Here is a 25,427-nt window from a genome sequence, read left to right on the forward strand (position 1 = left end):
TACAGACAGAGCCTTAACAAGGATAAGGGATTATCTTTGTTAAGGTTTTTTTGTATATATACTTCGGCAATAGGGTACGATGGGATCGGATTATTTTAGTGTGTACATGGGAGGGACTAACATGAGCAAGGCGAAGCTGTGTTTTATCGGGGCTGGCTTTCACGCTTCAACGAATATATATCCTGCTGTTATTGGGGCAGGTGCTGAAATTCAGGCGATTGCGACTAGAGATTTAAGCAGATCGAAGAAAGCACTTCAGCGGTTTGGAAGTAGTGGCACACCTTATGACAATTACAAGGCTATGCTGGAGCAGGAAGACTGTGATGGAGTTGTCGTGATAGCACAAGCGGCAGATCATCCTTCGCTCGTACTAGACTGCATTAAGGCTGGAAAACATGTCTTTGTAGACAAGCCACTGGGTTGGAATGCCGAGGAAGCGGCCCAAATTGCAGATGCGGCAGAAGCAGCAGGCGTCGTGCTGATGGTCGGTTTCATGAAGCGCTACGCACCTGTATACATAAAGTTAAAAGAATGGATTGAGGGTGGCTCGCTTGGAGCCGCACGCTCATTTCAGGCAAAATTTCTCGTGGACAGTACCCAGTTTTGTAAAACTGGCGAAGACTTCATGAAGCTGGCGGCGGTTCATATGGTCGACCTGGTACGTTATTTGTTCGGGGAAGTGGTACAGGTTACCGGATTTGCGAACGATAACGGTGAGTGTATTTCCCATACGATTGCCTTGAAATTTGAAAATGGTGTAGTGGGCAGTCTATACTTCGCAGGTATGACAGCATGGACACGCGAGAGTGAAGGGATTACGGTAACTTTTGATCACGGTTTTGCGAACGCGGATGAGGTGAATACACTGATCATTCACAAGTCGGAGAGTCATACAGAGCTTCCTTGGAAATCCCTTGCGGAAAATGATACGGTTCTGACACCATCAGCTTCCGCGATGTCGGGCGGGTACCGTGATTTGTACTTGCGCGGTTTTGTCGGTGAAATTGCTCATTTCATGAACTGCTGCCAAGAAGGACGGACGCCTGATTCAAGTGGACGAGACAACGTGAAAACGATGGAGCTGTGCGACCGCATTTTGGCTGCCCTCCAATAGGATACCTATTTTATATACAAGCTTCGGAGCCTGGACGGTACCTTAGTTTGGGTGATTTTAAAGAAGCTTCGGTTTAACTGGTCAGTAGATGGCTCCTGCATGTGTCGGGAGTCATTTTTTTTAATAAGTATCGTTATTACGTGTTATTGTCGAACATAATGATTCCAGAGATTGCTGTCCATTTTGATATAATCTCTGCTGAAAATATGCCAACAAAGGAGAATGATGCGCTAGAATAGAAAATAGAAAGCGTTCTCATTATCTACTTTTCTGCGATGGCTCAGGGGGAGATGGCATATGCGTTTAAGGTACCAACCATTAAACACATTACGTAATCAGATTTTTATCGGATTTATACTGGTGATGCTTATTATGATGAGTGTAGCGGGGGCGTTCATTTATCTCAATGTGTCTCACCTGTTAAAAGACAGTGCCGAGCGACATATTGGTCAAACTGCGGTACAAGCAAGCGGTAGGCTGGATGCATTAATCGGCCAGATGAACAGTTTGACGGAGCAGGTCGCTAATCACCCGTCTGTTCAGCATATTTTGCTGGAGGAGCGCAACGGGGGCAAGGTGAATTTTGGACAGCGTCAATCCCTACTGCAAGTGATGCATAGCTATCAGGCATATATGCCGAGTGTCGGCTCACTGGAACTGTATACTGCTGAAGGGAAGATGTTGTTTCCGATTAGAGAGGGCAGTCTGGAGGAACGTATCGGACAGGCAGACATCCGGGAAGCGAATCAGATGAAAGGAAGACTGGTCTGGATCGGCATTGATCCCGAGGACCCCAGGTCACTGCTAGCAATTCGGCAGGTCAGCTTGGTGGATCGCTGGTTCTCACGCGGAGGGTACCTCATTACCCGTATGGAACGAAGTTATTTTGGACTGAATGGTGCGTCAGCAGTCAATGAAGAAGCGGATGAAACCATGCTGCTTGTAGATCGTCAAGGCCAGCTGCTGTCGGGTGAACCAATGAACCAGACGGATTTGTCAGGTGTACTGCACAGCAAGACACAGACGGTTCATATTGGGGAGCGGGAATATGTGAAGGCGGTTCAGCAGTCGGAGCGGACGGGCTGGTCGCTGCTGATCCTGATTCCGGTTAGCGTCGTCACAGACGGAATTACGGTTTTACGGACTACACTTATCATTTCCGCGTCTCTTGGTGCCGTGCTTTTCCTGTTTATGTCCTTTATGTTGTCTACGTTGATTACAAGACCGATAGGTCACTTGATTCAGGCGATGCGTCGTTCACGGGAAGGGGCGTTGGCTCTGAATCCAGAACCGGCAGCAGCGGTCGAGCTGCGAGAATTGAACGCAGAGTACAATACGATGATTGTCGATATCAATGAATTGATCCATGTCATTTACGAAAAGGAGGTTTTACAAAGCCAGACCGAGCTTAAAGCTCTGCAGGCGCAGATCAATCCGCATTTCCTTTTTAATACGCTGGATGCTTTCAACTGGTCGCTACAGGAGAAGGGAGAGGAGGAGCTTGCCGGGCTGATGGTGTCTATGTCGCGGCTGTTTCGTTATGTTATCGAACCGGCTCACCATGACTCTTGGGTGACCCTCGGGGAAGAAATGGCGCAAATCCGTCGTTATCTGGAACTGATGGAGATGCGTCTGGGTGAACGTCTGAGCTGGCAAATTCATATGCCTTCAGAGGCAGCCAGAATTCCGCTTCCTAAACTGCTGATCCAGCCTATTCTAGAGAATGCTATTTTGCATGGTGTGGAAAATCGCATCGGCAACGGCCGTGTTGAAATCAGTGTCACTCCTTCGACCAGACCGGGGTGGACCAGGATCGCGGTCATAGATAACGGACCTGGAATGACGATGGAAGAACTTGCAGCTGTGCGTACAGCGTTGATGGGGGGAGCAGCCTGCGAGAGCAAGGGAACCGGTATGGGACTGGTTAATGTGCAGCGCAGGCTCGCTCTCTATTATGACAGCGCATCTTATCCAACGGACGGTGTGCTGATACATAGTGCTGAGCAGGAAGGAACGGTGGTCGCTTTTGAAATTCCTGATGAATATGGAGGGCGGTAGCAATGAGTGTTTCATCCAAAACCATTGTCATTGTAGACGATGAACAGCGAACACGTCAGGGGATACACCAGACACTGGAGCAATGGGCAGCCGGGAAATACCGGATTGTGACATTCGGTAATGGTTTGGAAGCACTAAATATACTGCGTGCAGAGACGGTTCATCTGTTGATTACGGATGTCCGGTTGCCGGAATTCAGTGGGCTGGATTTAATCCGCTCTCTGGAACGGGATTCACGACGACCAGCGACCATTGTCATCTCAGGGTATGCGGAGTTTGATTATGTCCAGCAGGCTCTTCGTCTGGGAGCCGTCAATTATTTGCTCAAACCGATTGATAAACAAGAGCTGCTGAATGCGGTCAATGAAGCGCTTCGGCTTGAAGAGGAGCGGCAGCGATACGAGAAGCTGGACAAGCTGGCTGACCCTGTTCTGCTAGAGCTTGATCTCCAGGCGGCTACCCTTAGTGATCCGGTACGACGTGCCTTCACCTATATGGCGGAGCATCTTCACGAAGCCATTACGATGGCGCAGACTGCCGCGCATTCACACCTGAATGCGAGCTATTTTAGTGTTTTATTCAAGGAGCAAAGTGGTTTGTCCTTCAGCGAATATCTGCATCGGCTGCGGATGCAACGGGCCAAGGAGCTACTGCTGCATACCCAATTGACGATTGCCCAAATCGGCGAACGATCAGGCTACCGAACAGATAAATATTTTATTAAAGTATTCAAAGCGACCGAGGGGATAAGTCCCAGCCGCTACAGGCAGCAGATGCGTACAGGGCCGGAGAATATCGACTGACAGTAGGCAGATCAAACCCAATAAAAGTGGAATTATACCCAATGAGCGTACCCTGTTGAAAGCAGGAATAGAGTGCTAAACTTACAAATGATAACGGTTACAAAAAATATAAATACAACAAACGGAGGTCTAACGATGTCCAACGAGTATGGTTTACGTAAGCGCTCACATCAAAAATGGTTTGCTGGGTTGACCCTGCTGCTGTCATTCATGCTGGTGCTATCCGGTTGCGGTGCTGGTAAGGATGGTCAAGGCGGTTCCAGTGGAGACGGGGGAAAGGTTACACTCAAAATGATGCACCTCTGGCCAGAGGGAAGCTCGGCACAGCAGAGCAAGCTTGTGACTCAGATTATAGATCAATACCAAAAGGATCATCCGAATGTCGTCATTCAGCAGGAAGTGCTGGAAAATGAACAATATAAAAACAAACTCAAAGTGCTGTCAGCTTCCAATGAATTGCCGGATATCGGCATCACCTGGGCAGCAGGCTTTATGGAGCCTTACGTTAAAGGTGGATTATTTACGCCGATGGATGACCTGCTGCAAGGTTCCAAGCTGAAGGACAAATTCGTACCGGGAACGACCGAAGCTTATGCGCTGAATGGCAAAACGTATGCGCTTCCGATTGAATTGAATATTACACCTATTTATTACAACAAAGCCATATTCCAAAAATACAACTTGAAGGTACCTACGACTTTTGACGAATTTAAGCAGGTTGTGAAAACACTTACGGATCATGGAGTAGCACCGATTGCATTAGGCAATAAGGACCGCTGGACCGGCTCGCTCTGGTATATGTATTTGGCGGACCGTATAGCAGGTAACGAAACGCTGAAAAAAGCGATTGACGGCTCAGGATCGTTCGATGACCCTGGTTTAATTCAGGCAGCCTCCGAAGTTCAGACGCTTGTGGATATGAATGCATTTAACAAAGGATTTAACGGCTTGTCCAATGATGAGGGAAAATCCGAATTTATGAACAACAAGGCAGCTATGTATTTGATGGCTACTTGGGAATTGCCGAATTTTACGACCAATCCCGCAATCCCGCAAGCATTTAAAGATCAAATTGGCTTCTTTAAATTCCCGATGGTTGCAGGCGGCAAGGGCAACGAGAACAGTTGGGTAGGAGGTCCGGGAGTAGGTTTGTTTGTTTCTGAGAATTCCAAGGTGAAAGAAGAGGCCAAAGCGTTCGTTGAATACTTTGTAGTTAAATGGGGAGAACAATCGGTCACACAGGCGGGCGTTATTCCGGCGACGAAAGTGGACACCTCCAAAGAAAAATTGCCCAAACTGTATGTCGATTTGCTGAACGGACTGAATCAAGCCAGCAGTATTACGTTGTTCGCCGATGTACAGATGAAGCCGAATGCAGCACAGGTACATTTGAATATGATTCAGGCGTTGTTTGGTAAAGCGGTGACACCGCAACAATTTGCCGACCAGCATAAGGCTGCCATCGAGAAAGGAAATTGAAATTGACCACCTAAGGAGGTCCAACCGTGGAAAAGGTCATGTCCAATAAGCTTGTCATTGCTCTCTATGTATTGCCTTCTCTGCTGCTGTTATTAGCCGTAATATATGTACCCATCGTACTGACCGGCTATTACGGCCTGAATCAGTGGAATGGAATCGGTTCTATGACTTTTGTGGGGCTGGACAATTATCAACATTTGCTCACAGACAGTGCATTCTGGCAAAGTGCCTGGCATTCGCTGCTGCTGGCCTTGTTTTCAGGCATCAGTCTGATCGGTTATCTGGTCATTGCGATGATTTTGTCAGGAAAAATCAAGGGAGCGAATCTGCTGCGGAAAATTTATCTGATTCCCATGCTGTTGTCATCTGTAGCGATCGCACAGCTGTGGCTCAAAATGTATCATCCAACAAACGGAGTGTTCAATTCCATACTGGCGTCGGTCGGAGTTCACAACCCGCCTGAATGGTTAGCTAATCCGTCCTTGGTGCTGTTTGCTTTGTTCATCCCGATTATTTGGCAATATGCAGGCTTTTATATCCTGATCTATTATGCCGGGCTGAAAAACATTCCCGAAACGCTGATGGAGGCTGCACGGATTGACGGGGCCAGTGCCTGGCAGATTGCGACTCGTATCAAATTGCCCCTGTTGCGCGAGGTGATTAACGTTACGATCATATTGTCCATTGTCGGCTCGCTCAAATATTTTGACCTCATCTACGTCATGACGGATGGTGGGCCGAATGGAGCCAGTGAAGTGATGGCTTCGTACATGTACCACCAGGCATTCCGCAGCTTTGATTTTGGATACGGTAGCGCTACAGCCTTTGCCCTGTTGCTCATCTGTCTGATCGCTACGTGGCTGATCCGCAAGGTTACGGCTACTAGTGACACCATCCAGTATTCATAATACGGTCATGCAAATAGATGAGGGTAACAAAGGACAGGAAGAGGGAGGAACGGATATGAAAACCCAGGCAGCCGCCAACTATCCGCTTGGAGTCGGTACCCGCGGCAAAATGTTAACTCGGGTCGGTTATGCCGCTTTGTATATCATTTTAATCATCTTGGCGGTGACGCAGCTTTTACCGCTGGTGTGGCTGATGCTTTTCTCACTTAAAAATAATCAGGAAGTGTTTAACCTTCCGCCGTTTGCACTCCCGTCCCAGCCACATTGGGAGAACTATATGAATGTGTGGACCAGCGGCAATATCGGGCGGTATTTCTTCAATAGTGTGTGGATTACGGTCATATCCGTGGCGTTAACGGTGCTGCTCGCCAGTTTTGTAACGTTTGCCATTACGCGTATGCGGTGGAAAGGAAGCCAGCTGGTTCTCGGGCTCTTTATGGTCGGACTGATGATTCCAGTCCATTCCACCTTGATTCCGTTGTTCAGTATGTTTCTCAAACTGCATTTAACAGACACTTCACTCTCTATCATCCTGTCGTATGTTGCTTTTAATCTGCCGACAACGATGATGATCTTGCTGGGATTCTATTACGCCCTGCCCCGTGAAGTGGAAGAAGCGGCTGTTATGGACGGTTGCTCCGTCAACCGAATGTTCTTCCGGATTGTGCTGCCCATGACCACCCCCGTCATGGCAACGACGTCTATTATTAACATGATCTATAACTGGAATGAGTTTATTTTCGTGAATACGTTTATTAGTTCGGACGAAAACAAAACACTGACCGTCGGCGTTCAAAACTTTATTGGACAATATACGACCGACTGGGGAGCTATTGGGGCTACGTTGATGATCAGCATTTTGCCCATTTTGCTCGTGTTCCTCATCATGAGTGACCGGATTGTGGAAGGGATCGCAGCAGGGTCGGTTAAGGGGTAAAACAGATTTCCCAGATTAGAAGAGCACCCCCTAGTGTAGACATGGGAACAAACTTTTTGGTTTGTCCGATGAATGCTAGGGAGGTGCATTTTTGTGTGCGGGTCTAGGTTTGAGGTGAAGGGAATACTTAATGAAGTAACTCCATAATTTAAAGTCTTTTCAGAAATTAAATGGAAAGCAAACGAACGTGTTGATATTTATTTACCGACCAATTGTGTGAATGGATCAGAGGTTATGATGTGGTTGGTAACCCTGATAGGGAGGAATGGCAAGTTGTGTTATTCATATAGGAATTGGGATTCATTCTGCTAATTGACTGCTTATTTTTGGCATGAAAAAAGCACATTCCTACTCGTATCTCAAGTGGGACTGTGCCTTTAAAAGACTATCATATTTGTGTTAAGTTGTTGGTTTGCATATCTGTTAATATTATAAATTAAATTTGTCCGAAGTTATTAACAAGCTATTGACATGGCTTATTTGAATCTTTCCAAAGCATGATATGGATTCGAAATATTTTCACCAACTTCATCAATTGTTTCTATAATTTCTTTTAATATTAATTCGTCTATATCCTTATCTTGATTTATTGAATCTTTAATTTTTTGAAAGCAATTTTTCAGTCCGAGGTTTACAACAATTGAAAGAATAATATCTACATCATCATAAGAATCGGTATTCCATAACCTATAAAGAACCATATCTATACTATTTCTTACTTCACTTTCCAATAACTCGTAGGTCATAACTTGTCTATCTGTTAATTGGCTAAGAATTAATAAAAAATCCTTTTTCTCAATTTTACCAGTATTAAATTCATTCAATACGTTTTGAAACATCAATGCTAATGTTTCTGTTGGTAATACATCGGGTAATTTCTCAATTTCTTTAAGATTCATTTTTTTATTTCCCCTCTATTGGAATGTGAAATTCATTTAAGGATTAATTTTTAGTCCAAGTTCCATCTGTTTTTAATTCTTTATTACCTATTTTTTTCTCAACTTGGTAAACAGATGCTCATCTTTTAATAAAATATAGACCGTTGTTCACTGGCGAGTTTTTGATAAAATCGTTTGCGTAACGCTTTGAGATACCAATCTGACATTTCGAATTTCCTCACCCGTGGTTTGAGTGTGCGTATGGTATTTCTGATAGAAAGGGATGAAAATCCATTGTTTTCTGCAGGAAAGCTGGACTATTATGTTTTTTTGCCTTAGATTTCGATAATACAAAAAAAGCTCGTTCCTACTCTTAGGTTCAAGTTGGAATAAGCCTTTGAAAGTTTATCAAGTTTGTGTCAAGTTTTTAGTGTTTGGTTTGTTATATTGTGCGATCTTGTTATTGGGTGTGTAAACATCCTATTGTTTTAAGCGTATAAATTTAACTTCTCCTTGATTTGAGCTAAACAACTTTCAACTTTAGCGACATTCTGGGAATGTCTTGATAGATACTCTTGAGCTACCTTAACTAAATACTCAAAAAACATCTCATAATCCACAATTGCATACACTTCTACACTAGTTACTGGCGGAGTTGTTGTGAAATTCACTCCACTATCTCCAAAATACTCTTCATCATTTGGAGTGCATTCAGTAGCAAAATAGCAGCTAGTATAACCAATACCAAATCCTTTACCCTTTTTAAATTCATTAAGAGCTTCTAAAAAATAGCCATCCCCTAAAGTACCGTAGTATGCCTCCATATTCTCAATTTTTTCCTGAGCATCTTCTACATAATATATTTCATCATCCATCTTATTCATTCCCTTATTTATTAATTAATTTTTCGGAATCACAGGGAAAAAGTTTGTTATTTCTCCAGTAGCTTTATCCCTGTAACCTATAAATTCCAGTTTTTTACCGTCAACTTCAGCATATCCAACAATTTCATCAGAAACAGCATTTTGTCGTGTGTCTATTTTTATTTTATTATGTTGAATGCCCTCTTCCATTGCCTCTCTCCCCAACTTAAGCATCTGTTCATCAGAGACTAGTTTCGGATCGTATACAGTTTTTGGATTCTTATACTCTTTCCACTGACCAGTAAAGTTTCCTTTTCCACCATTATCTAAGCTCATTCCGTCATAAACAGGGAGTTTGTATTTAACCTCATAAATTCCCGGAATATCTGGATGTGGCGTTTTTATCGCAGCTTGATTAATATTCTTAACTTGGTCGCCAAAGTTGTCTAAAATATACTGTTCAAAGTTTTCGAGGTTATGGCCACCTTTTATTCCTATAGTTGGTTTTGCTTTAAACCCTTTCACTTCAATTAAATGATCATCATAACCTGGTTTATAATTGATTCTAACATTAGGAGCTTGTGACGTCCCCTTAGTATTCTTCGATTTAACAATTTCTTTTTCCTTTTTTAAATACTCTTTTATATTTGAGGCTTTTCTTGTATTTGTACTTTTAGCTACATTATATATGACCTTCTTTTGAATTTTACTATTTTCTTCTCTAGTTGCCTTGGAGGCAGTCTCTCGTAGCGTTTTCCTTGCCTGTTGATCCTGTTGTTTATATTGGTTTTTCGTTGTTAACCTTTCATTTGGTTGTGGTTTGTAGCCTTTGGTTTCAAGAGTTTGGTTATTTTTTGGGTTAGCTATGTTTTCTCTAGCTTCTATTTGTTGTCTCGCTAATAATTCCTGGACTCTTACTTTTGCACTTACTCCAGAAGAAATATTAAAGAACCCTTTTCCTCTACCCAGTTTTGAAAGTATCCCCTTTAATTCCTTAGTATGGTCAATCCCCCCTCGACCACCAAACATAAGAGGGTTTTCTGTGATAATAGCATAGAACATCCATTTCTTCTCTTCTTCAGATACTCCTTGTTTCCTAGTTAGCATGAAGAAATCGCCGGGATAATTATGTTTCCATTCACTATAGTATTGGCGATCCGGTTTACCGTCACGAGTACGTACAAGACCATCTTCTCCTCGATAACTCCCCGGTTTAAGTTTGGGTGTAAAGTCTTCGGTATATGCTGCCCTAAGATAATCCTGCCAGATTCTTTCGTATTCTTCTTCTGTCAGCTCTGGTGGCGCAGCTTCTTTTTTTGCTTTAAGGGCAGCTTCAGTTCTATCTTTTTCTTGTTCTTTATATTCCCTCAGCATTCTATCTTTAACGCTTTTAGGTACCTGTTGATAGGCATGAACCATAGTTTTTGATGCTGCAAGCATGTTTTGAACCAGCTCTAATGGGCCACCGGAATGCGCTATATGACGTGCGCTTGTATACACTTTTCCTAGAATCCATTTGCTATAGTAGGCATGTCTCGCTTGCTCATGCTCGTATTGAGTAATCAACCCTTGCACCGCTAAACCAGCCAAGTGTTTCAACGGATTAATGCCGTTCCCCTTACCGCCTCCAATCGTAGGAGTTCCTTTGCTCCGAACGGGGATCATAGCGGTTGCTTTCAGAATGACACCCGCCGCAGGCCCACCTAAAGCTCCCGCAACAACGCCAGCCACTTTTCCCATCACTGGAATGGAGCCTAATAGCTTGGACACCGTACCCAACAAAGAGTTGGCCTGTTGAAGTGCAGCTGGATTTGTCACTTTGGCGGTAGGAGTGCTGCTTGATGTCTTAGCTGCTGATGGAGCTTGCGCCGCCTCATATGCTTTGATGCTCATCAATGGTGGCTCAGGTACAGGAGGGAGGTCGGCTACGAAAACAGGTGCCTTCACCGTACCTTCCTGATAAATCACCGGAGCCTTGGTATCCGTCTCACCATCCAGTACCATGCTGCTGGCTCCGCCTTTTAGATACATCGCCGTTCCAGCTTCCAGTGAAAGTCCCTCGCCAGCATTGAGCTTCACATGACTACCCTGAATCTGCACATTCCCCGGACTGTCGATGGTAATGCCGTTAACTTCATGCAGTGTAATGGAAAATTCACCGGAAGTGGATAGGGTCAGATCATGCTCAGACATTTCTACGCCGCTACCTTGCACATGTTGCCATACCTTCACATTCGACTGTCCATTGGTGTGGCGTTGTTGTCGCAGTGAATCCGTGACATAGGCATCTTGTTCGCGGTGGGTAGGCAGATACAATTCCACTTGTTCCCCGATCTCAGGCATATCGTACCAGCCACTATGTTCTTCCGCGACATAACGGGTGGCTACGGGAAACCAGCACGCTTTAGCAGGATATTGCTTCGGGTCAATGTCAAGTTGAAGCTGTACAAAATCCTCCTGTACCTTCTGCACCGTTCCTGTCAGTGAAATCCCAGTGGCCTGATCGTTTTCATACCGGGCATAGCGGATATCCTGTTCGACTTGAAGATCGTAACGGGTACGCAGTAAGCCATCCGTTAGTGTGGTTACTGCCCGAACCACGACCAGTTCTTTACCTTGTCCAATGGGTAACGTGATGAGGTCGCCCAGCGCATAGTATTGCAGGCTTTCGATCATATAGGTGACATACGAGCCAGCACGTTCGCCTGGCTTTTCCGCATCCAGCTCATGAAACGTTTTACGTACTCGATAAAATACATCCCGCTCTACCTTATGCTGCTTGCCTTCAGGCATCCCGAAGAAAACCTTGGGCGAGGCTGCGGTTACCTCTGGCACAAGTACGGAACCAAAGCGAGAAGCGAGGCGTTTTAAAAACGCCCAATCCGTCTCCTCATATTGTAAAACAAATGTCTCCAGTTTGGCATAGTTGGTCACCGTATCAATGGCATCTCCGTACTGATATTTTCGAACCAGCGCAGTGACCAGATCATCATAAGTACGGTGAATATCTTGATAGGAGCGCCTTTTACGCTTAATATCCATCTGGTACGAATGGGAAGCGGCCTCTAGTTCAAACGTATACACGCCTCGCACGCAGTGTACGGACATACGTGTAACAATCCCATGGAACAACCTTCTCAGCGATTGTCCCTGATCATCCAACTGACGAATCACAATCGGCTCATGCTCCATATCCTGTCCGATGCATGCAGCTCCTTGTTCTTCGGAGAGCAAGCCACTGATATGTAAAAAGGCATGATCGTTAATGGTACGTGTTATTTGAAGTTGTTCGATATGTAGTAGCTGAAAGGGACCATAAAAGCGTAGGCTTTCATATCCGATCCCATCTGATAATACGCTCAAGTGAGTTCATGACTCCTTTCTAGATGCGATGGATATTTCCAATTGAAGCACGTCATTTTGCAATTGCTTCTGATTATAGAAGCAGCAGATGGGTGCAACAGTGAGTCAAAATAGATATGTATTACAAGGTTTGTACGCTATAAAGGGACGAGAGGTGATATTTAATAAACAACCCAGCATATGTATTTATCGGTTAAAAGAGAGATTTAGTTTACAGAATGACCCATTGGAAGTGGTATTTACAATGTTTATTTCTGGAACTAGGAGATATCGGAGGCGAGTTTTGAGAAGAAAAAAGCATATAATAGGTGGTAAGAGGGAGTATACAAAGATATTTATAAAAGATTGAACTTTAATGAGAGATGAGGGTTCAGGTTATGCCAAAAAACGATAATATGCTGGCCATTCTATGGATGCTGAATTCGGGCGTAAAGATGACGGCAAAACAAATATCCGAAAAGTTAGAAATAAATATAAGGACAGTTTATCGGTATATTGATGCTCTATGTGCCAGTGGAGTGCCTATAATATCCGACACGGGTCATAATGGCGGGTATAGCCTGCTGAATAATTTTATTAGAGCACCTTTACTATTTGATATGGAAGAAAAAAAGGCACTTCTTCATGCTGCTGTTTTTGCAAAAGAAGCTGGATACCCTTTGAGTGAGGCATTAGGCAATGCCACATCAAAATTGAAAATGTATTCAAATCAAGAGCAGGAAAGTATACTTAGCCGTCATTTAGCCGGGTTTGAAGTGATAAATCGCATGGGAGCTCCTTCTCTTCAGCCGATATTGGCAGAATTGGAGCAGGCTGTAGCCAACGAATTTTCTGTAGAAATGGATTATCGCACAAGTCATGAAGAACAACCCAAGTATAGGGTGATAGATCCCTATGGAATGGTTTACTGGAACAACAAATGGTATACTATTGCATTTTGCCACCTAAGGAATGAGATCCGTAGCTTTCGGGCAGATCGGATTCTACAAATCAAGCGGACTCCAATCCTATTTAAGCGTCCTGAGGATTTTTCGGCTCGTGAATTTTTTATGCAAAATCTGTTACCTGATTTAGTGGGCAAGGACGGTTTAATTTCTTTAATGATCGGAGGTAGGTCAGAGGCATTGGATGACTTATGTCTGCATTGGTTTTTGGGGCATCATCTGAAAGAGCGGACCTCCAATCAAGCAATCTTTTTGCTTGAGGAAAAATCACTTCATACCTATGTCCCTTATTTACTCCTACCCTACGGGAAATCCATTCAAGTCATCGAACCACAGAGTTTGAAGAAAAAACTTGTTGCTGTTGCGTCGGAGTTAATGGAATATTATCAACGTTAAAAGCTTCACTGACAGCGGATGTCAGTGAAGCTTTTTTATAATGAAGATAATCACGGATTACCGAGGGCTGGTATCACTTGATAAATTATAAAATAAGGAGAACCTGTGAATGAATAGTACGGTATATCTGTATGTATTTGACACCATGGCAGACTGGGAGATAGGTTACTTAACTGCCGAACTGAACTCGGGAAGATATTATAAAAAGGGGCTGGCCCCATCCAAAATAGTTACCGTGGGAATGGAAAAGACTCCTGTCACTACCATGGGCGGATTGACAATCCTGCCAGATATCAAACTGGATGAGTGCAAAATTGAAAGCACGGATGCATTGATTTTACCCGGTGGAAATACATGGACAGAAACCATTCACCAACCGATCTTAAAAATCGCTGAGAGGTGCTTAGAGGAAGGGATATGGGTTGCTGCGATTTGTGGTGCTACCATGGGACTTGCCCAGGCAGGATTGTTGAATTCACGTTGGCATACAAGCAATGATCTGGAATACCTCAAAATGACCTGTCCCACCTACACGGGCGAAAAGTATTACAAAATGGAGTCTGCTGTAACCGATGGAAAACTAATCACTGCATCTGGAACAGCTCCTTTGGAATTTTCCGTACACGTCTTGAAAGCTCTGGGTGTGTTTTCTTCTAAGACATTAGAAGTCTGGTATAGTCTAAATAAGACTCGTGCATCCAAATATTACTATGAGTTGATGAATTCAATCCAATAAAGGAATAAGCATAAAACTGAACTGTTACGATCATTTAAAGGAGGAGTCAAAATGACTGAAAGCAGAGAATATATGGGAGTGTCAGGTAAATATACAAAGAAGGGGATGCCCAACGGCTTTACATCTATTACCCCTTTTATTACAGTGAAGAATCCTTCTGAAGCAATAGAGTTTTATAAAAGTGTTTTCAATGCAAGGGTTAAGGATATTACTGAATTTCCTGATGAGAATGGCAATAAAATCATTGTTCATGCTGAATTAGATTTTGGAAATGGTTTTTTGCAGCTGGGAGCAGCGAATCCGACATATCAATTGGTCTTGCCACCAGATGGAGACAATGCGTGTTATTCTTTCGGAATTTACGTAATGAATGTGGATCAGGTCATTGAAAATGCGGTAGAAAGAGGAGCAAAAGTAAGGGAACCCGTTACAAACTTTGTATCAGGTGATCGATTCGGAAGTATACTGGATCCTTGTGGAGTAAGATGGTCTATTATGACCAGGATCGAGGATTTGTCAGAAGAAGAAAGCAGTCGTAGGGTTGCTGAATGGGCCAAAAGCTTTAGTGAAGAATAAAGGCAATCACTTTTTAAAAGTATTAAGAGTGACGGTCTGCTGAAATGATGTTAAGGAAAGATTGAAGATAGAATGCATTGGTAATTTGTTCTTCAATGAGGTTCTAGTTGATAATGACTCTATTGCACAAATTTGTATAGGGATACCGTATCTTTGGTGGGCGGTTCCCTTTATAATTATTTTCAAAAAAATGGTTATATGTGGTTATTTGTATGATTACTAGCTTCTAAAAGAAAAGTGATTCCCGTGGGGAACTGTGACGGCTTATGTGAACTTCAGTCTAAGCGTGTCCATTAAGGAGCAAAGTATGAAAATAATTTTATTAATAGTAGCTATAATTTTAATATTTGTTCTCATATGTATCCTGTTTTTGCTCATTGCGAAGCGCCAAAATAATAAGAAAACAGAAATGGATGTTCTGAACTTTTTAAAGGAAAACCCGAGTAAAGCATCTTTGTATATGGTCAGAAATGGTATGGAGAAAATCAGCTATAACTCAGAAGTTAAAATGCCGCTTGCCAGCACGGTCAAAGTGATCATTGCTATCGAATTTGCTCGCCAAGTTGTGGCGAAAATATTAGACGAGCAGGAACTTGTTCCTTTAGAGGAATTAAATAAATTTTATATCCCTGGTTCCGATGGTAACGCTCATCATAACTGGATTCAATCCATTCGCACAAACCATAAAGAGGTTCAAGGAAAAATTACGTTATTGGATATTACTCAAGGTATGTTAGCATATAGTTCCAATGCCAATACAGAATTTCTGATGGCGAAAATGGGTTTGGATAAGATAAATGAGAATATTATCAAACTCTCACTTTCTTCCCATGATAAAATCTTTCCTTTTTCATCTGCGGGATTCATGTCTCCTTATACCCAAGAGACCGAAAACATAGGCTTTAAAGAGTCGATACAAAAGATAAGTGAGATGAGCTACGAGGAATATATGAAAAAATCTATTGAAATTCATCAGATTTTAAATCGTGATCAGGGGATAGAATGTATTCAGAAATGGAACACCAGGCAGAATTATGTACGAAAGCTTCAAGTGCTGGAATCGCGCAAGCTTCCTCGTTCAACGACTAAAGAATATGCTTACCTCATGAAGCTCATACACAAGGAGGAGTTGGTTCCTTCTACTATAAATCCATATTTAAAAATGCTAATTCAGCGACAAGTAGATAACTCCAAGTTAATAGAGTTTGGAAACAAAGGTGGATCTACCATTTCTGTTCTAACAGAGGCTTTATATTGTACGGATCGGGAAGGAAATGACATTCAACTAGCCATGTTTATTCAAGATGATTCTGGGGTGGATCATATTTGGCTCAAGCAGAAGCTGGATTTGTTTTTTTACAAATTATTAACGGATACTGCATTTCAAGAAGAGGTAAGAAGCAAATTATCATATGATAAGGGAAGAAATTGAATGTTTTTTTATTTTGTAAAAATTCTGCTGATTCCGCTTATACTTTACTGTATCATGGCTTACTTTCCATTTAAAAACCGTATTTCGTGTCTCTTTATGGTTTATTAGCGATATATCAAGTATTTATTTGTATTTTATCTAGTATTTCATACATTATATCCACTCCTTTAGAACGACGGTTTGAGAATTTGTGTACCAGGTATTTTAAATTGTGAGACAAATTCATTTAAACATTCAAAAATTATTCTCCTTATTAAAAAGATGTTGCTGTATAAAAATAATACTGGTGACCCTTAAAGATGTGTTAGGAGCCACCAGTAAAAATTCGATACACACTTTTATTTTGATTAAGAATTATTGTCCAATTTGTTCTAAGATTTGTGTGTAAGCATTCCTATAATGATCGGGGTTAGGATCTTCTCCTATTATCTTGGGTACGTCAAAGTCAGACAGCAGGAAATGGTGTTTGGCTTGAACCTCATGTCTTGCTAAGCAGCTCTTGCAACAGGACAAGGGACAGCCGTCAATTGCAATGATGTCACGTCCCGATTTTGCTGTTCTGACAAGCGGTTTGACATCACCACCAACACCAGCAATACAGGACATTTCAGCAACCTTTTCTCGATCCATTTGTATAGCGATCATGTTAGCGGTTTGTGCTGCAGAGGAACATCCAGAACATGAATAGACAAGAGGTAAATCAGTTCTTTTCATCTTTGTACACTTCCTTGTTTTTTCTTTGTGATCGATCACGGTATCTTTGGTTTCAGCTGAAATAAATTTAAAATTGTTTGTATTTTAACTTAAATTTACAGTCTAAACCGTGATCGTGATCACGACAATATTTTAGTAAAATCTGCTATGGGGCTAACTGTGTGTGTGTATAAATCAGCTAGATCCCCAATTATTTATCCATCTCCCAACGAAAATATGCAGATAGGTTTTTATATGCCTCATTAATATCATTATCTGCGCATTTATTAATGATACGATTTAATGTAGCTTCAAGTGTATTTTCATTAAAGTCCTTTGCTATAAAATGACCATGACCGATAATAATATCACCTTGACCTGCCATTCTATCTAACCTTTTAGGACTTACTAGTTCAAATGAAAACATGTCTGATGCTCCATTTATTTCACTGGGTCCGATATCTATACTATAAGTAAAATAGAAGTCGTCTATATCTTCACCCCAATCCTCATACATCTTTGTTAAAGCCTTTATTATAAGCATTTAATTATCCTCCTATTCTTCAATATCAATATGAACGTTACTTATCTGTTTTGGTACCCGTGCTTAACCAGCGCTGTATTCTTCGAACACTTTCTCTTGTAAGTCAAACACGTTAAGATGTGGAGGGATCTCAAGTCATTGTTTTAGGGAAAAGATAGGGGCGTGTTCTATACAAAACGAAACAACTCTCGCAGTGACTTCTTTGGCGCTATGTTTTTATTTTGGTAGAGTGTAAATAACATCAAATGGGTTCTTATCTTCGAAAAACTCGGTGTATAGCTTTGCAACTTCGTTTGAACTCAAGTTCATATTAAGTCGCAATAAGTCCCCTAATTTCACCAATATGTCAGCTTCTCTTGAGGTTACTATTTTCTTTTGTACTATATGTTCTGTATTTTTTGGGGTTACCCATGCCCAATCATTCATGGCCGCTTCAGTAAATGGATATCCAAAAGATAACGAACTAACATGAGCGTATTCTGAACACAGAGGATGAACGATTAATAAAAAGGCTGCAATTATTCCTGAACGATATCTTATCCTTTGTGCTTTTTGAACCTCTTGAGCAAATGATTCTAGGTAATGAGGGATTTCTCCCCAATTAGAACGTCCCATTGAAACTAGTATTTCAACGGCAAATTTATGATTTAATTTATTGGCCAATTGTAAGAATATCTGATTGTTTGTACAGCCAGAGGCGGTAATTGCACCTAAACATCTTGCAGCTTCCTGAACGTTAGTCGCACCTTCTGATATAAGTTTCACATATTCGTCCAACATCGTATCGTAGCTAACGAATTCTGGAGATTCCACAATTGTTTCGATTAAAAGTGCCTTTGTACTCTGTTCTTTAACCAGAGGAATCATACTAACAAGTTGAGCAAAATAGTCACCCACTAATTCTTCTAAATTGCAATCATTTTTTAATAACTTTAGAGCAGCTACTATAACACTATCATCTTTATCTAAAGACGCGTTTATTATTAGGTGCATAATTTTTCCAATCACATATTTCTTCCTCTCAGGCTTAGATTAAAAGTCATCTTAATCTTTTAATTTGTTCTTTTGTTGATCTGACAAAAAAATCCTGAGTAATTTTTCATTCGACGATAATCTATTCAAGCGGCTAAAGACTTTTTGAGTAACCGCCACTTATACGTTTGTATTGTTTAACTTATTGCGGTGTATAAAAAGAAACCACAACACGCGACTAGCACGTATTATGGCGTTTAATTTTACATACGATATGGAAATTTTCATAGACACTTTTAAATAGTTTCCGTAGTTCTATTTTATATGGTTTTATAATCCTGTTTCATTGTCTTCCATTAAATGTGACCAGTATCCTTAAACGTCTTTCATTGCTACAGGATCAATTTGGTCAAACATCTTTTGGAGTTCATGTGTATATTTTTGTGTACTATATTCATTTTGTTGTTTCATTTTCATTGCTAATTCATTTTTTATTAAAATGGAACAAAAAAATATCTTCAAGTCTTTATTTATCATATATAAATGAGGTTCATGAAGGGGTGAAGTAGTAAAAAGTTCACTGCTGCTTTCTTTAAAATACAATCCACACGAGTTACGCATACCGAAACTTGTAAAATGACCAATTTTAATATACTGTACGCCTTCAATTAAATTTTTTGAAAAGTATCTAATCCATAGAATATAAAATCATTATATTCCTCTGGCACTCCGATACTGACCATAAACTCAGCATTATCATGACTTACACCGAGTCTTACTAATTCATTGTAATCATAGTCTCTTATTTCAGATTCATAGTAGTCACGAATCTCACTAATATCAATATCCACACTTTCACTTCTCCTTTAACTTTTCAAGCTCACTAAATAGTTCAGCATTTCCTCGATCCCTTGAAGCCTTATCTCCCCCATACTCAACGCTATAGGTTACTTCTGCATGAGGAAGTTCATTAGCAAGTAGTTCTTTACAATTATGACCACCAAGAACACAAGGTTCTCTCTCAGTATAAACACGTTTGACTATATGTCTGCCCATTTTTTTCTGCAGCAATTTTATCCTCAATGAAAGGCACTAAACCAATCAAGGTATTACGGAATTATCACTAACTATTGGGGCAGAGTTGGTAAAAAAGGTCGCTTGTTTTCCAATTCAAACCACACTTCAATATGCTTACATAATGGAGGAATGTCTGCTATTGCTTGTTCACACAAAGTTTCATAACTATCTCCTAAAATCTCTTTTAAGTTATAGTTTACAGCATATTCATCACTTAATTTCGCTTTATAAACTATAACTGGCTCAATTATATAATTCTTATGACGTGTGTTATTGCTGACATTTATACACCATTGAAGTTTACCACTAAAAGCATTGATACAATCTTCTAATTGTGTATATACTTCATTCTTATTATGAAATCTAAAATAAAACCCCGCTGGGCGGTCATAAATATTATTCGGATTATACATTGATGTTCTATGCCATTCAAATGACCCTAGTTTTGAGATAGTATAAGCCATTAACTCAGGATACGCTACCTCTCCATTTTCCGAAAAATAAATACTTTTAGGGGACATTGTTCTCACCTACTCCAAAGATTGTGTACTTACAGACACCTTTCCACCATTTAGCTTATTTATAGTATTCATATAATCTTTAGCATGAATCGGTTGGTCACTTAATCGAGGATCATAGACATACTTACCATCAGAATACACAGTATGGTAGTCAAAACTTTTTGTTTCACCATACTCAGTAACTTTTATTGTCCCATATTTTTCTGATGATGTTATTGTAATAATTTTACCTCTACCTCCTGACGCGTGTGCTAAATCTTCTGCTATTTCTGAACAATCATATTCTAAATTCGATTTGTATCTAGCAGCATTGGAGGACATTTCATTAACGACAGATTTATTACCTACAACTTTACCCGTCCCCTCCGTTTTAGGAGGTTTCTCCTTGGGTTTGCCTGCTTTTGAAGGCATAACTTCTGATGCGTTCTCAATAGGTTCGGATGCATTTTTTGTGGTGATGCTCTTCTGATCTATTCGCTGTTGGATTCTCCTCACATTTTCTCTTGCGAGCCTAGCGTTCTCAGATGCCCCTTCTTTGCTCTTTTTGGAGAATTCATATTTAAGGGCTCTACCTTCACCACCTCGACCGTCAAGTGGCACTGGCTCTGCAAATATGTTTGCATGGCTCATCCATCGTTGTTCTTCTGGTGTGATGCCCTCTTGATTAGATAGAATCAAAAAATCTCCTGGATAGTTTTGTTTCCAGTCATCGTAGTATTTAAAATCTGGATTTCCATTCGCTGTACGAACCACCCCGTCCTCAGCACGGTAGCTTCCTGGCGGAATTTCAGGTCTGCGATTTTCTAATGAAGACCAATAGACATAATCTCTTAGAATTTTCTCATATTCTTCATCTGTAAGCTCTGGTGGTGCAGCTTCTTTTTTCGCTTTAAGGGCTTTAGCTCTAGCTTCTTTTTCTGCTTTAAGAGCAGCTTCAGCCCTAGCTTTTTCTTGTTCTTTATATTCCCTCAGCATTCTATCTTTAACACTTTTAGGTACCTGTTGATAGGCATGAACCATGGTTTTCGATGTTGTCAGCAAGTTTTGGATCAGCTCTAATCGGCTGCCGGAATGTACTATTTGACGTGCGCTCGTATACACTTTCCCCAGAATCCATTTGCTATAGTAGGCATGTCTCGCTTGCTCATGTTCATACTGAGTAATTAACCCTTGTAATGCTAGACCAGCCAAGTGTTTCAACGGATGAATGCCGTTCCCCTTACTGCCTCCAACGGTAGGGGTTCCTTTGCTCCGAACAGGGATCGCTGCGGTTGCCCTCAGAATCACACCCGCCGCAGGTCCACTTAGCGCTCCCACAACAACGCCAGCCACTTTCCCCATCACTGGAATGGAGCCTAATAGCTTGGATACTGTCCCCATCATGGCATTCGCCTGTTGAAGCTCTGCTGGACTGGTGACTTTTGCTTTAGGGGTGGAGGCTTGGCTGCTAGATGAATCCTTGGCTGCTGACTGGGCTGCTTCATAGGCTTTGATGCTCATCAATGGTGGCTCAGGCACAGGAGGGAGGTCGGCTACGAAAACAGGTGCCTTCACCGTTCCTTCCTGATAAATCACTGGAGCTTTGGTATCCGTCTCACCATCCAGTACCATGCTACTGGCTCCGCCTTTTAAATACAGTGCCATTCCAGCTTCAAGTGAAAGCTCCTTCCCAGCATCGAGCTTCACGTGACCACCCTGAATCTGCACATTCCCCGGACTGCCGATCGTAATGCCGCTACCTTCATGTAGTGTAATGGAAAATTCACCGGAGGTGGATAGGGTCAGCTCCTGCTCAGACATTTCTACGCCACTACCTTGCACATGTCGCCATACCTTCACATTCGGCTGTCCATTCGCGTGGCGTTGTTGTTGAAGCGAATCCGTGACATAGGCATCCTGTTCGCGGTGGGTAGGCAGATACAATTCCACCTGTTCCCCGATTTCGGGCATATCGTACCAGCCGCTATGTTCTTCGGCAACATAACGGGTGGCTACGGGAAACCAGCACGCTTTGGCAGGATCTTGCTTCGGATCAATCTCTAGTTGAAGCTGTACAAAATCCTTCTGTACCTTGAGCACTGTTCCTGTCAGCGAAATTCCGGTGGCCTGATTGTTTTCATACCGGGCATAGCGGATATCTTGTTCGGCTTGAAGATCGTAACGGGTACGCAGCAAGCCATCCGCTAGTGCGGTCACTGCCCGAACGACGACCAGTTCTTTACCTTGTCCAATCGGTAACGTGATGAGGTCGCCCAGCGCATAGTATTGCAGGCTTCGATCATATAGGTGACATATGAGTCAGCACGTTCGCCTGGTTTTTCCGCATCCAACTCATGAAACGTTTTCCGAACTCGATAAAATACATCCCGCTCTACCTTATGCTGCTTGCCTTCGGGCATCCCGAAGAAAACCTTGGGCGAAGCTGCGGTTACCTCTGGCACAAGTACGGAACCAAAGCGAGAAGCGAGGCGTTTTAAAAACGCCCAATCCGGCTCATCATATTGTAAAACAAATGTCTCTAGTTTGGCATAGTTGCTTACTGTATCAATGGCATCTCCATATTGAAATTTTCGAACCAGCGCAGTGATCAGATCATCATAGGTGCGGTGAATATCTTGATAGGAGCGTCTTTTACGTTTAATATCCATCTGGTATGAATGGGAAGCGGCCTCCAATTCAAACGTATACACGCCTCGCACGCAGTGTACGGACATATGCGTAACAATCCCATGGAACAGCCTTCTCAGCGATTGTCCCTGATCATTCAACTGACGAATCGCAATCGGCTCTTGCTCTATATTATGACCGATACAAGCTGCTCCCTGTTCTTCGGAGAGCATGCCACTGATATGTAAATAGGCATGATCGTTAATGGTACGTGTTATTTGAAGTTGTTCGATGTGTAGGGGCTGAAAGGGACCATAAAAGCGTAGGCTTTCATATCCGATCCCATCTGATAATACGCTCAAGTGAGTTCATGTCTCCTTTCTAGATGCGATGGGTATTTCCAAGTAAAGCACGCAATCTTAAATTCGCTTCTGATTATAGAAGCCGCAGATAGGTGCAAATTTAAGTCAAGATAGATATGTATTACAAGGTTCGTATAAAGGTACGAGAGGTGATATTTAATAAACAACCCAGCATATGTATTTATCGGTTAAAAGAGAGATTTAGTTTACAGAATGACCCATTGGTTGGGAGATTTACTATGTTTATTTTTAGAAGTAGGAGTATGAGAGGGAAGTGTAACAGGAGTTAATATAAGAATATAGTGATACGCCACATGGTTTGCCATTATGATGGATTTTCGTGTTGGCAAATCAGTTACCTAAAACCTAAATGGTAGCCTGTCCAAACGATCTAAATTTAAAAATAATGGAGTGATAGAATGATAAGAGGACTTGTACTTTTAACTGGTGGGAATATTGAAGATTACTTACCAGACTTATATGATTGGAGTCTTACTAAAACCGAAAAAGAGCAACATACTTGCCGACCCATAATCGAACTTCCTCCATATAACAATTATAAAGAGAATGTACTGAAAAGGCTTGCAAATGGGCAATTAATATATATCTTGGTTGATAAAAGTAACAGTAATAAGCGGATAGGAAAGATACAGCTTTTTGACTATAATTCTCGAAATAAAAGTGCAGAGATCGGATACTATTTGCCTCTAAAACATAGAAAACAAGGATATGCGAATGTATTGTTAGAGCTATTTATAGATACCATTTTTGAACGTAAGGATTTGGAGTTGAACAAAATTTATGCAACGGTTGCAGCATGTAATCAAGCTTCTATAAAATTATTAGAAAAATTCCATTTTAAGCTGGAGGGAACTTATCGAGAGCATTATTGGTTTAGTGATGGTTCGATATGCGATCAATACCATTATTCTTTGTTAAAAAGAGAGTATGCTAGCTTAGCTGAAAAAGAAATAGAAGGAAATTAAACTATTATTTTTAAAATGGAACGAGTTAATTTCAAGTAAATCCGTTCCATCCTCTCGACACACGTTGAGGCCGTAGTAAAGCTATGTCGAGTCGATATATAGAGGTGCTTAATTGTAGCTTCCTATGTCCTTTACGAGCTGGGGAAAAGTTTATAGAAATAAGGTATGGCACAACAAAATAAATGTTTCGATTTTTTTGGATTTAAAGTGGTTGGACACATCCGATGTATTTAACTGAAAATGTGAGTATTCAAGAGAGCGTCCTTAGTTTGGCGTTCTTTTCTTTGTACGCTACCTGTAAGAATTCCTCAAGCAATAAGGTTATTCCCTTCTGTGACGTGCAATCAACTTGCTGTGGTACAATTACTTTAAATAAATACGGATGCAGGGAAGGTGAACCCCTTGGATAAATTTAAAGATCTGGAGAAATTGATTAAACTTACCGAAGAGACTTTCTGAGATGGATATTGTGAACAGACCTGAATTCTCGGAATGGGAGGATAAGCATCATTACAAGCAAGCATTGGAGAATGAAGCTTTGTACTGGCAGGGCATGAAGGACGGAGCACAGTTTGTATATGTTGTATTAGAGATGATGCTTCATGATGAAAAAGAGAAAGAAGAATAGCCAATGGAGATTAGATGGTTATAGAGAACATTAAAAAAGATGCTGGGCACCTACCAACCTGGTCATACCCCTGTCAAGTAGACAGGGTATGACCAGGTTGGTAGGTGTTTTAATTTGTCTTACGTTATGAGACACAGGCTCAGGCTTTTTAGTTCAATTCGTCTTGATTGACTATGCTTGCACCTTACCCGCACGAATATCATCTGTCATGCCCGCGTAAGGTGCCTGGGCAATCAACTTCTCGTTGTTCACACCTGCATTTTCAATGAAAGTAATATATGCGAATTCAGGAACTACATGCTTCGGATAAGTCTGATATTTTTCACGCGATTCTTCCATCAGAGGGATGAAATCATTTTGATAGCGTACTTTAATCTCTGGATGCTCATGCACCCATTTCGGAAAGAAAATAATACCATGCATGGTCAATGAAATGGCTGGATGGGTTCAGTATCGGAGAAGCTTCGCCGAAAGAATAATAAACTTTAAGTCGGTATAAGTCGATTAAATAATTAAGGGCTTATATATACACAAATTTCTATATTAGAAC

The 25,427-nt window shown here is 41.5% G+C and carries 21 protein-coding genes and 2 pseudogenes; 12 read left to right on the plus strand and 11 right to left on the minus strand.

The genetic code is table 11. The features are described from left to right. Positions 1–121 precede the first annotated feature (121 nt). From ACEN8J_RS04250 to ACEN8J_RS04275, 6 genes are all read left to right on the plus strand, one after another. Positions 122–1,114, plus strand: coding sequence for a Gfo/Idh/MocA family protein (locus ACEN8J_RS04250; RefSeq protein WP_165149585.1), 993 nt, complete (start codon positions 122–124; stop codon positions 1,112–1,114). A gap of 297 nt (positions 1,115–1,411) precedes the next feature. Further along, on the plus strand, positions 1,412–3,172 hold the full coding sequence (locus ACEN8J_RS04255) for a cache domain-containing sensor histidine kinase (protein WP_495594259.1): 1,761 nt from the start codon (positions 1,412–1,414) through the stop codon (positions 3,170–3,172). Between the two features lie 2 nt (positions 3,173–3,174). After that, positions 3,175–3,975: a response regulator transcription factor gene (locus tag ACEN8J_RS04260; RefSeq protein WP_495594260.1), complete on the plus strand. Its 801-nt coding sequence runs from the start codon at positions 3,175–3,177 to the stop codon at positions 3,973–3,975. Between the two features lie 135 nt (positions 3,976–4,110). Next, entirely contained in the window at positions 4,111–5,454 is a 1,344-nt protein-coding gene (locus ACEN8J_RS04265) for an extracellular solute-binding protein (RefSeq protein ID WP_029515619.1), read from the plus strand. A 26-nt stretch (positions 5,455–5,480) separates the two neighbouring features. Continuing rightward, the gene (locus ACEN8J_RS04270) at positions 5,481–6,362 is read left to right on the plus strand and encodes a carbohydrate ABC transporter permease (protein WP_029515618.1); all 882 of its coding nucleotides are present in this window, start codon (positions 5,481–5,483) and stop codon (positions 6,360–6,362) included. 55 nt (positions 6,363–6,417) lie between these two features. After that, positions 6,418–7,299, plus strand: coding sequence for a carbohydrate ABC transporter permease (locus tag ACEN8J_RS04275; RefSeq protein WP_069012544.1), 882 nt, complete (start codon positions 6,418–6,420; stop codon positions 7,297–7,299). Positions 7,300–7,775: 476 nt separating this feature from the next. On the opposite strand, the gene ACEN8J_RS04280 is transcribed toward ACEN8J_RS04275, so the two are convergent. The 3 genes from ACEN8J_RS04280 to ACEN8J_RS04290 all read right to left on the minus strand — a co-directional run bounded on the left by ACEN8J_RS04280 (position 7,776) and on the right by ACEN8J_RS04290 (position 12,403). Next, the gene (locus ACEN8J_RS04280) at positions 7,776–8,198 is read right to left on the minus strand and encodes a hypothetical protein (protein ID WP_165149566.1); all 423 of its coding nucleotides are present in this window, start codon (positions 8,196–8,198) and stop codon (positions 7,776–7,778) included. 467 nt (positions 8,199–8,665) lie between these two features. Beyond that, positions 8,666–9,052: a ribonuclease toxin immunity protein CdiI gene (gene cdiI / locus ACEN8J_RS04285; protein ID WP_165149564.1), complete on the minus strand. Its 387-nt coding sequence runs from the start codon at positions 9,050–9,052 to the stop codon at positions 8,666–8,668. A 24-nt stretch (positions 9,053–9,076) separates the two neighbouring features. Beyond that, a complete protein-coding gene (locus ACEN8J_RS04290) occupies positions 9,077–12,403 on the minus strand; it encodes a CdiA family toxin C-terminal domain-containing protein (RefSeq protein ID WP_495594261.1) in 3,327 nt (1,108 codons plus the stop codon). A 377-nt stretch (positions 12,404–12,780) separates the two neighbouring features. Between ACEN8J_RS04290 and ACEN8J_RS04295 the strand changes: the two genes are divergently transcribed. The 4 genes from ACEN8J_RS04295 (at position 12,781) to ACEN8J_RS04310 (ending at position 16,487) form a co-directional block, all read left to right on the plus strand. Further along, a complete protein-coding gene (locus ACEN8J_RS04295; protein WP_165149562.1) occupies positions 12,781–13,743 on the plus strand; it encodes a helix-turn-helix transcriptional regulator in 963 nt (320 codons plus the stop codon). 109 nt (positions 13,744–13,852) lie between these two features. After that, on the plus strand, positions 13,853–14,479 hold the full coding sequence (locus ACEN8J_RS04300) for a type 1 glutamine amidotransferase family protein (RefSeq protein ID WP_495594262.1): 627 nt from the start codon (positions 13,853–13,855) through the stop codon (positions 14,477–14,479). A gap of 51 nt (positions 14,480–14,530) precedes the next feature. Continuing rightward, positions 14,531–15,055 (plus strand): VOC family protein, encoded by a 525-nt coding sequence (locus tag ACEN8J_RS04305; protein ID WP_495594263.1) that lies wholly within the window; start codon positions 14,531–14,533, stop codon positions 15,053–15,055. Positions 15,056–15,362: 307 nt separating this feature from the next. Continuing rightward, positions 15,363–16,487 (plus strand): serine hydrolase, encoded by a 1,125-nt coding sequence (locus ACEN8J_RS04310; RefSeq protein WP_340886134.1) that lies wholly within the window; start codon positions 15,363–15,365, stop codon positions 16,485–16,487. A 354-nt stretch (positions 16,488–16,841) separates the two neighbouring features. Here the strand turns inward: ACEN8J_RS04310 and ACEN8J_RS04315 are convergent, their stop codons facing one another. From ACEN8J_RS04315 to ACEN8J_RS04345, 7 genes and pseudogenes are all read right to left on the minus strand, one after another. Continuing rightward, a complete protein-coding gene (locus tag ACEN8J_RS04315; RefSeq protein WP_029515604.1) occupies positions 16,842–17,201 on the minus strand; it encodes a putative zinc-binding protein in 360 nt (119 codons plus the stop codon). Positions 17,202–17,391: 190 nt separating this feature from the next. Next, on the minus strand, positions 17,392–17,724 hold the full coding sequence (locus tag ACEN8J_RS04320; protein ID WP_495594264.1) for an Imm8 family immunity protein: 333 nt from the start codon (positions 17,722–17,724) through the stop codon (positions 17,392–17,394). A 216-nt stretch (positions 17,725–17,940) separates the two neighbouring features. Then, positions 17,941–18,732, minus strand: a complete 792-nt coding sequence (locus ACEN8J_RS04325; protein WP_165149552.1) for a hypothetical protein — start codon at positions 18,730–18,732, stop codon at positions 17,941–17,943. Positions 18,733–19,364: 632 nt separating this feature from the next. Further along, on the minus strand, positions 19,365–19,547 hold the full coding sequence (locus ACEN8J_RS04330; protein ID WP_238437884.1) for a hypothetical protein: 183 nt from the start codon (positions 19,545–19,547) through the stop codon (positions 19,365–19,367). 4 nt (positions 19,548–19,551) lie between these two features. Next, positions 19,552–19,752 carry a nucleic acid/nucleotide deaminase domain-containing protein gene (locus tag ACEN8J_RS04335; protein WP_412178793.1) on the minus strand — a complete coding sequence of 67 codons (201 nt, stop codon included), beginning with the start codon at positions 19,750–19,752 and terminating at the stop codon, positions 19,552–19,554. Between the two features lie 71 nt (positions 19,753–19,823). After that, positions 19,824–20,294, minus strand: a complete 471-nt coding sequence (locus ACEN8J_RS04340) for a hypothetical protein (RefSeq protein WP_165149548.1) — start codon at positions 20,292–20,294, stop codon at positions 19,824–19,826. A gap of 9 nt (positions 20,295–20,303) precedes the next feature. Continuing rightward, a pseudogene (locus ACEN8J_RS04345) lies at positions 20,304–23,263 on the minus strand (contractile injection system protein, VgrG/Pvc8 family). 419 nt (positions 23,264–23,682) lie between these two features. Between ACEN8J_RS04345 and ACEN8J_RS04350 the strand changes: the two are divergent. Together ACEN8J_RS04350 and ACEN8J_RS04355 are read left to right on the plus strand one after the other, a co-directional pair. Next, positions 23,683–24,249 (plus strand): GNAT family N-acetyltransferase, encoded by a 567-nt coding sequence (locus ACEN8J_RS04350; protein ID WP_340886133.1) that lies wholly within the window; start codon positions 23,683–23,685, stop codon positions 24,247–24,249. Positions 24,250–24,709: 460 nt separating this feature from the next. Further along, positions 24,710–24,877 carry a hypothetical protein gene (locus ACEN8J_RS04355; RefSeq protein ID WP_017426816.1) on the plus strand — a complete coding sequence of 56 codons (168 nt, stop codon included), beginning with the start codon at positions 24,710–24,712 and terminating at the stop codon, positions 24,875–24,877. Positions 24,878–25,048: 171 nt separating this feature from the next. Here ACEN8J_RS04355 and padC read toward each other — a convergent pair. Next, positions 25,049–25,300: pseudogene (padC, locus tag ACEN8J_RS04360) on the minus strand (phenolic acid decarboxylase); the annotation flags it as partial. Between the last annotated feature and the right edge of the window lie 127 nt (positions 25,301–25,427).

Source organism: Paenibacillus sp. Paensp38 (assembly GCF_059491915.1).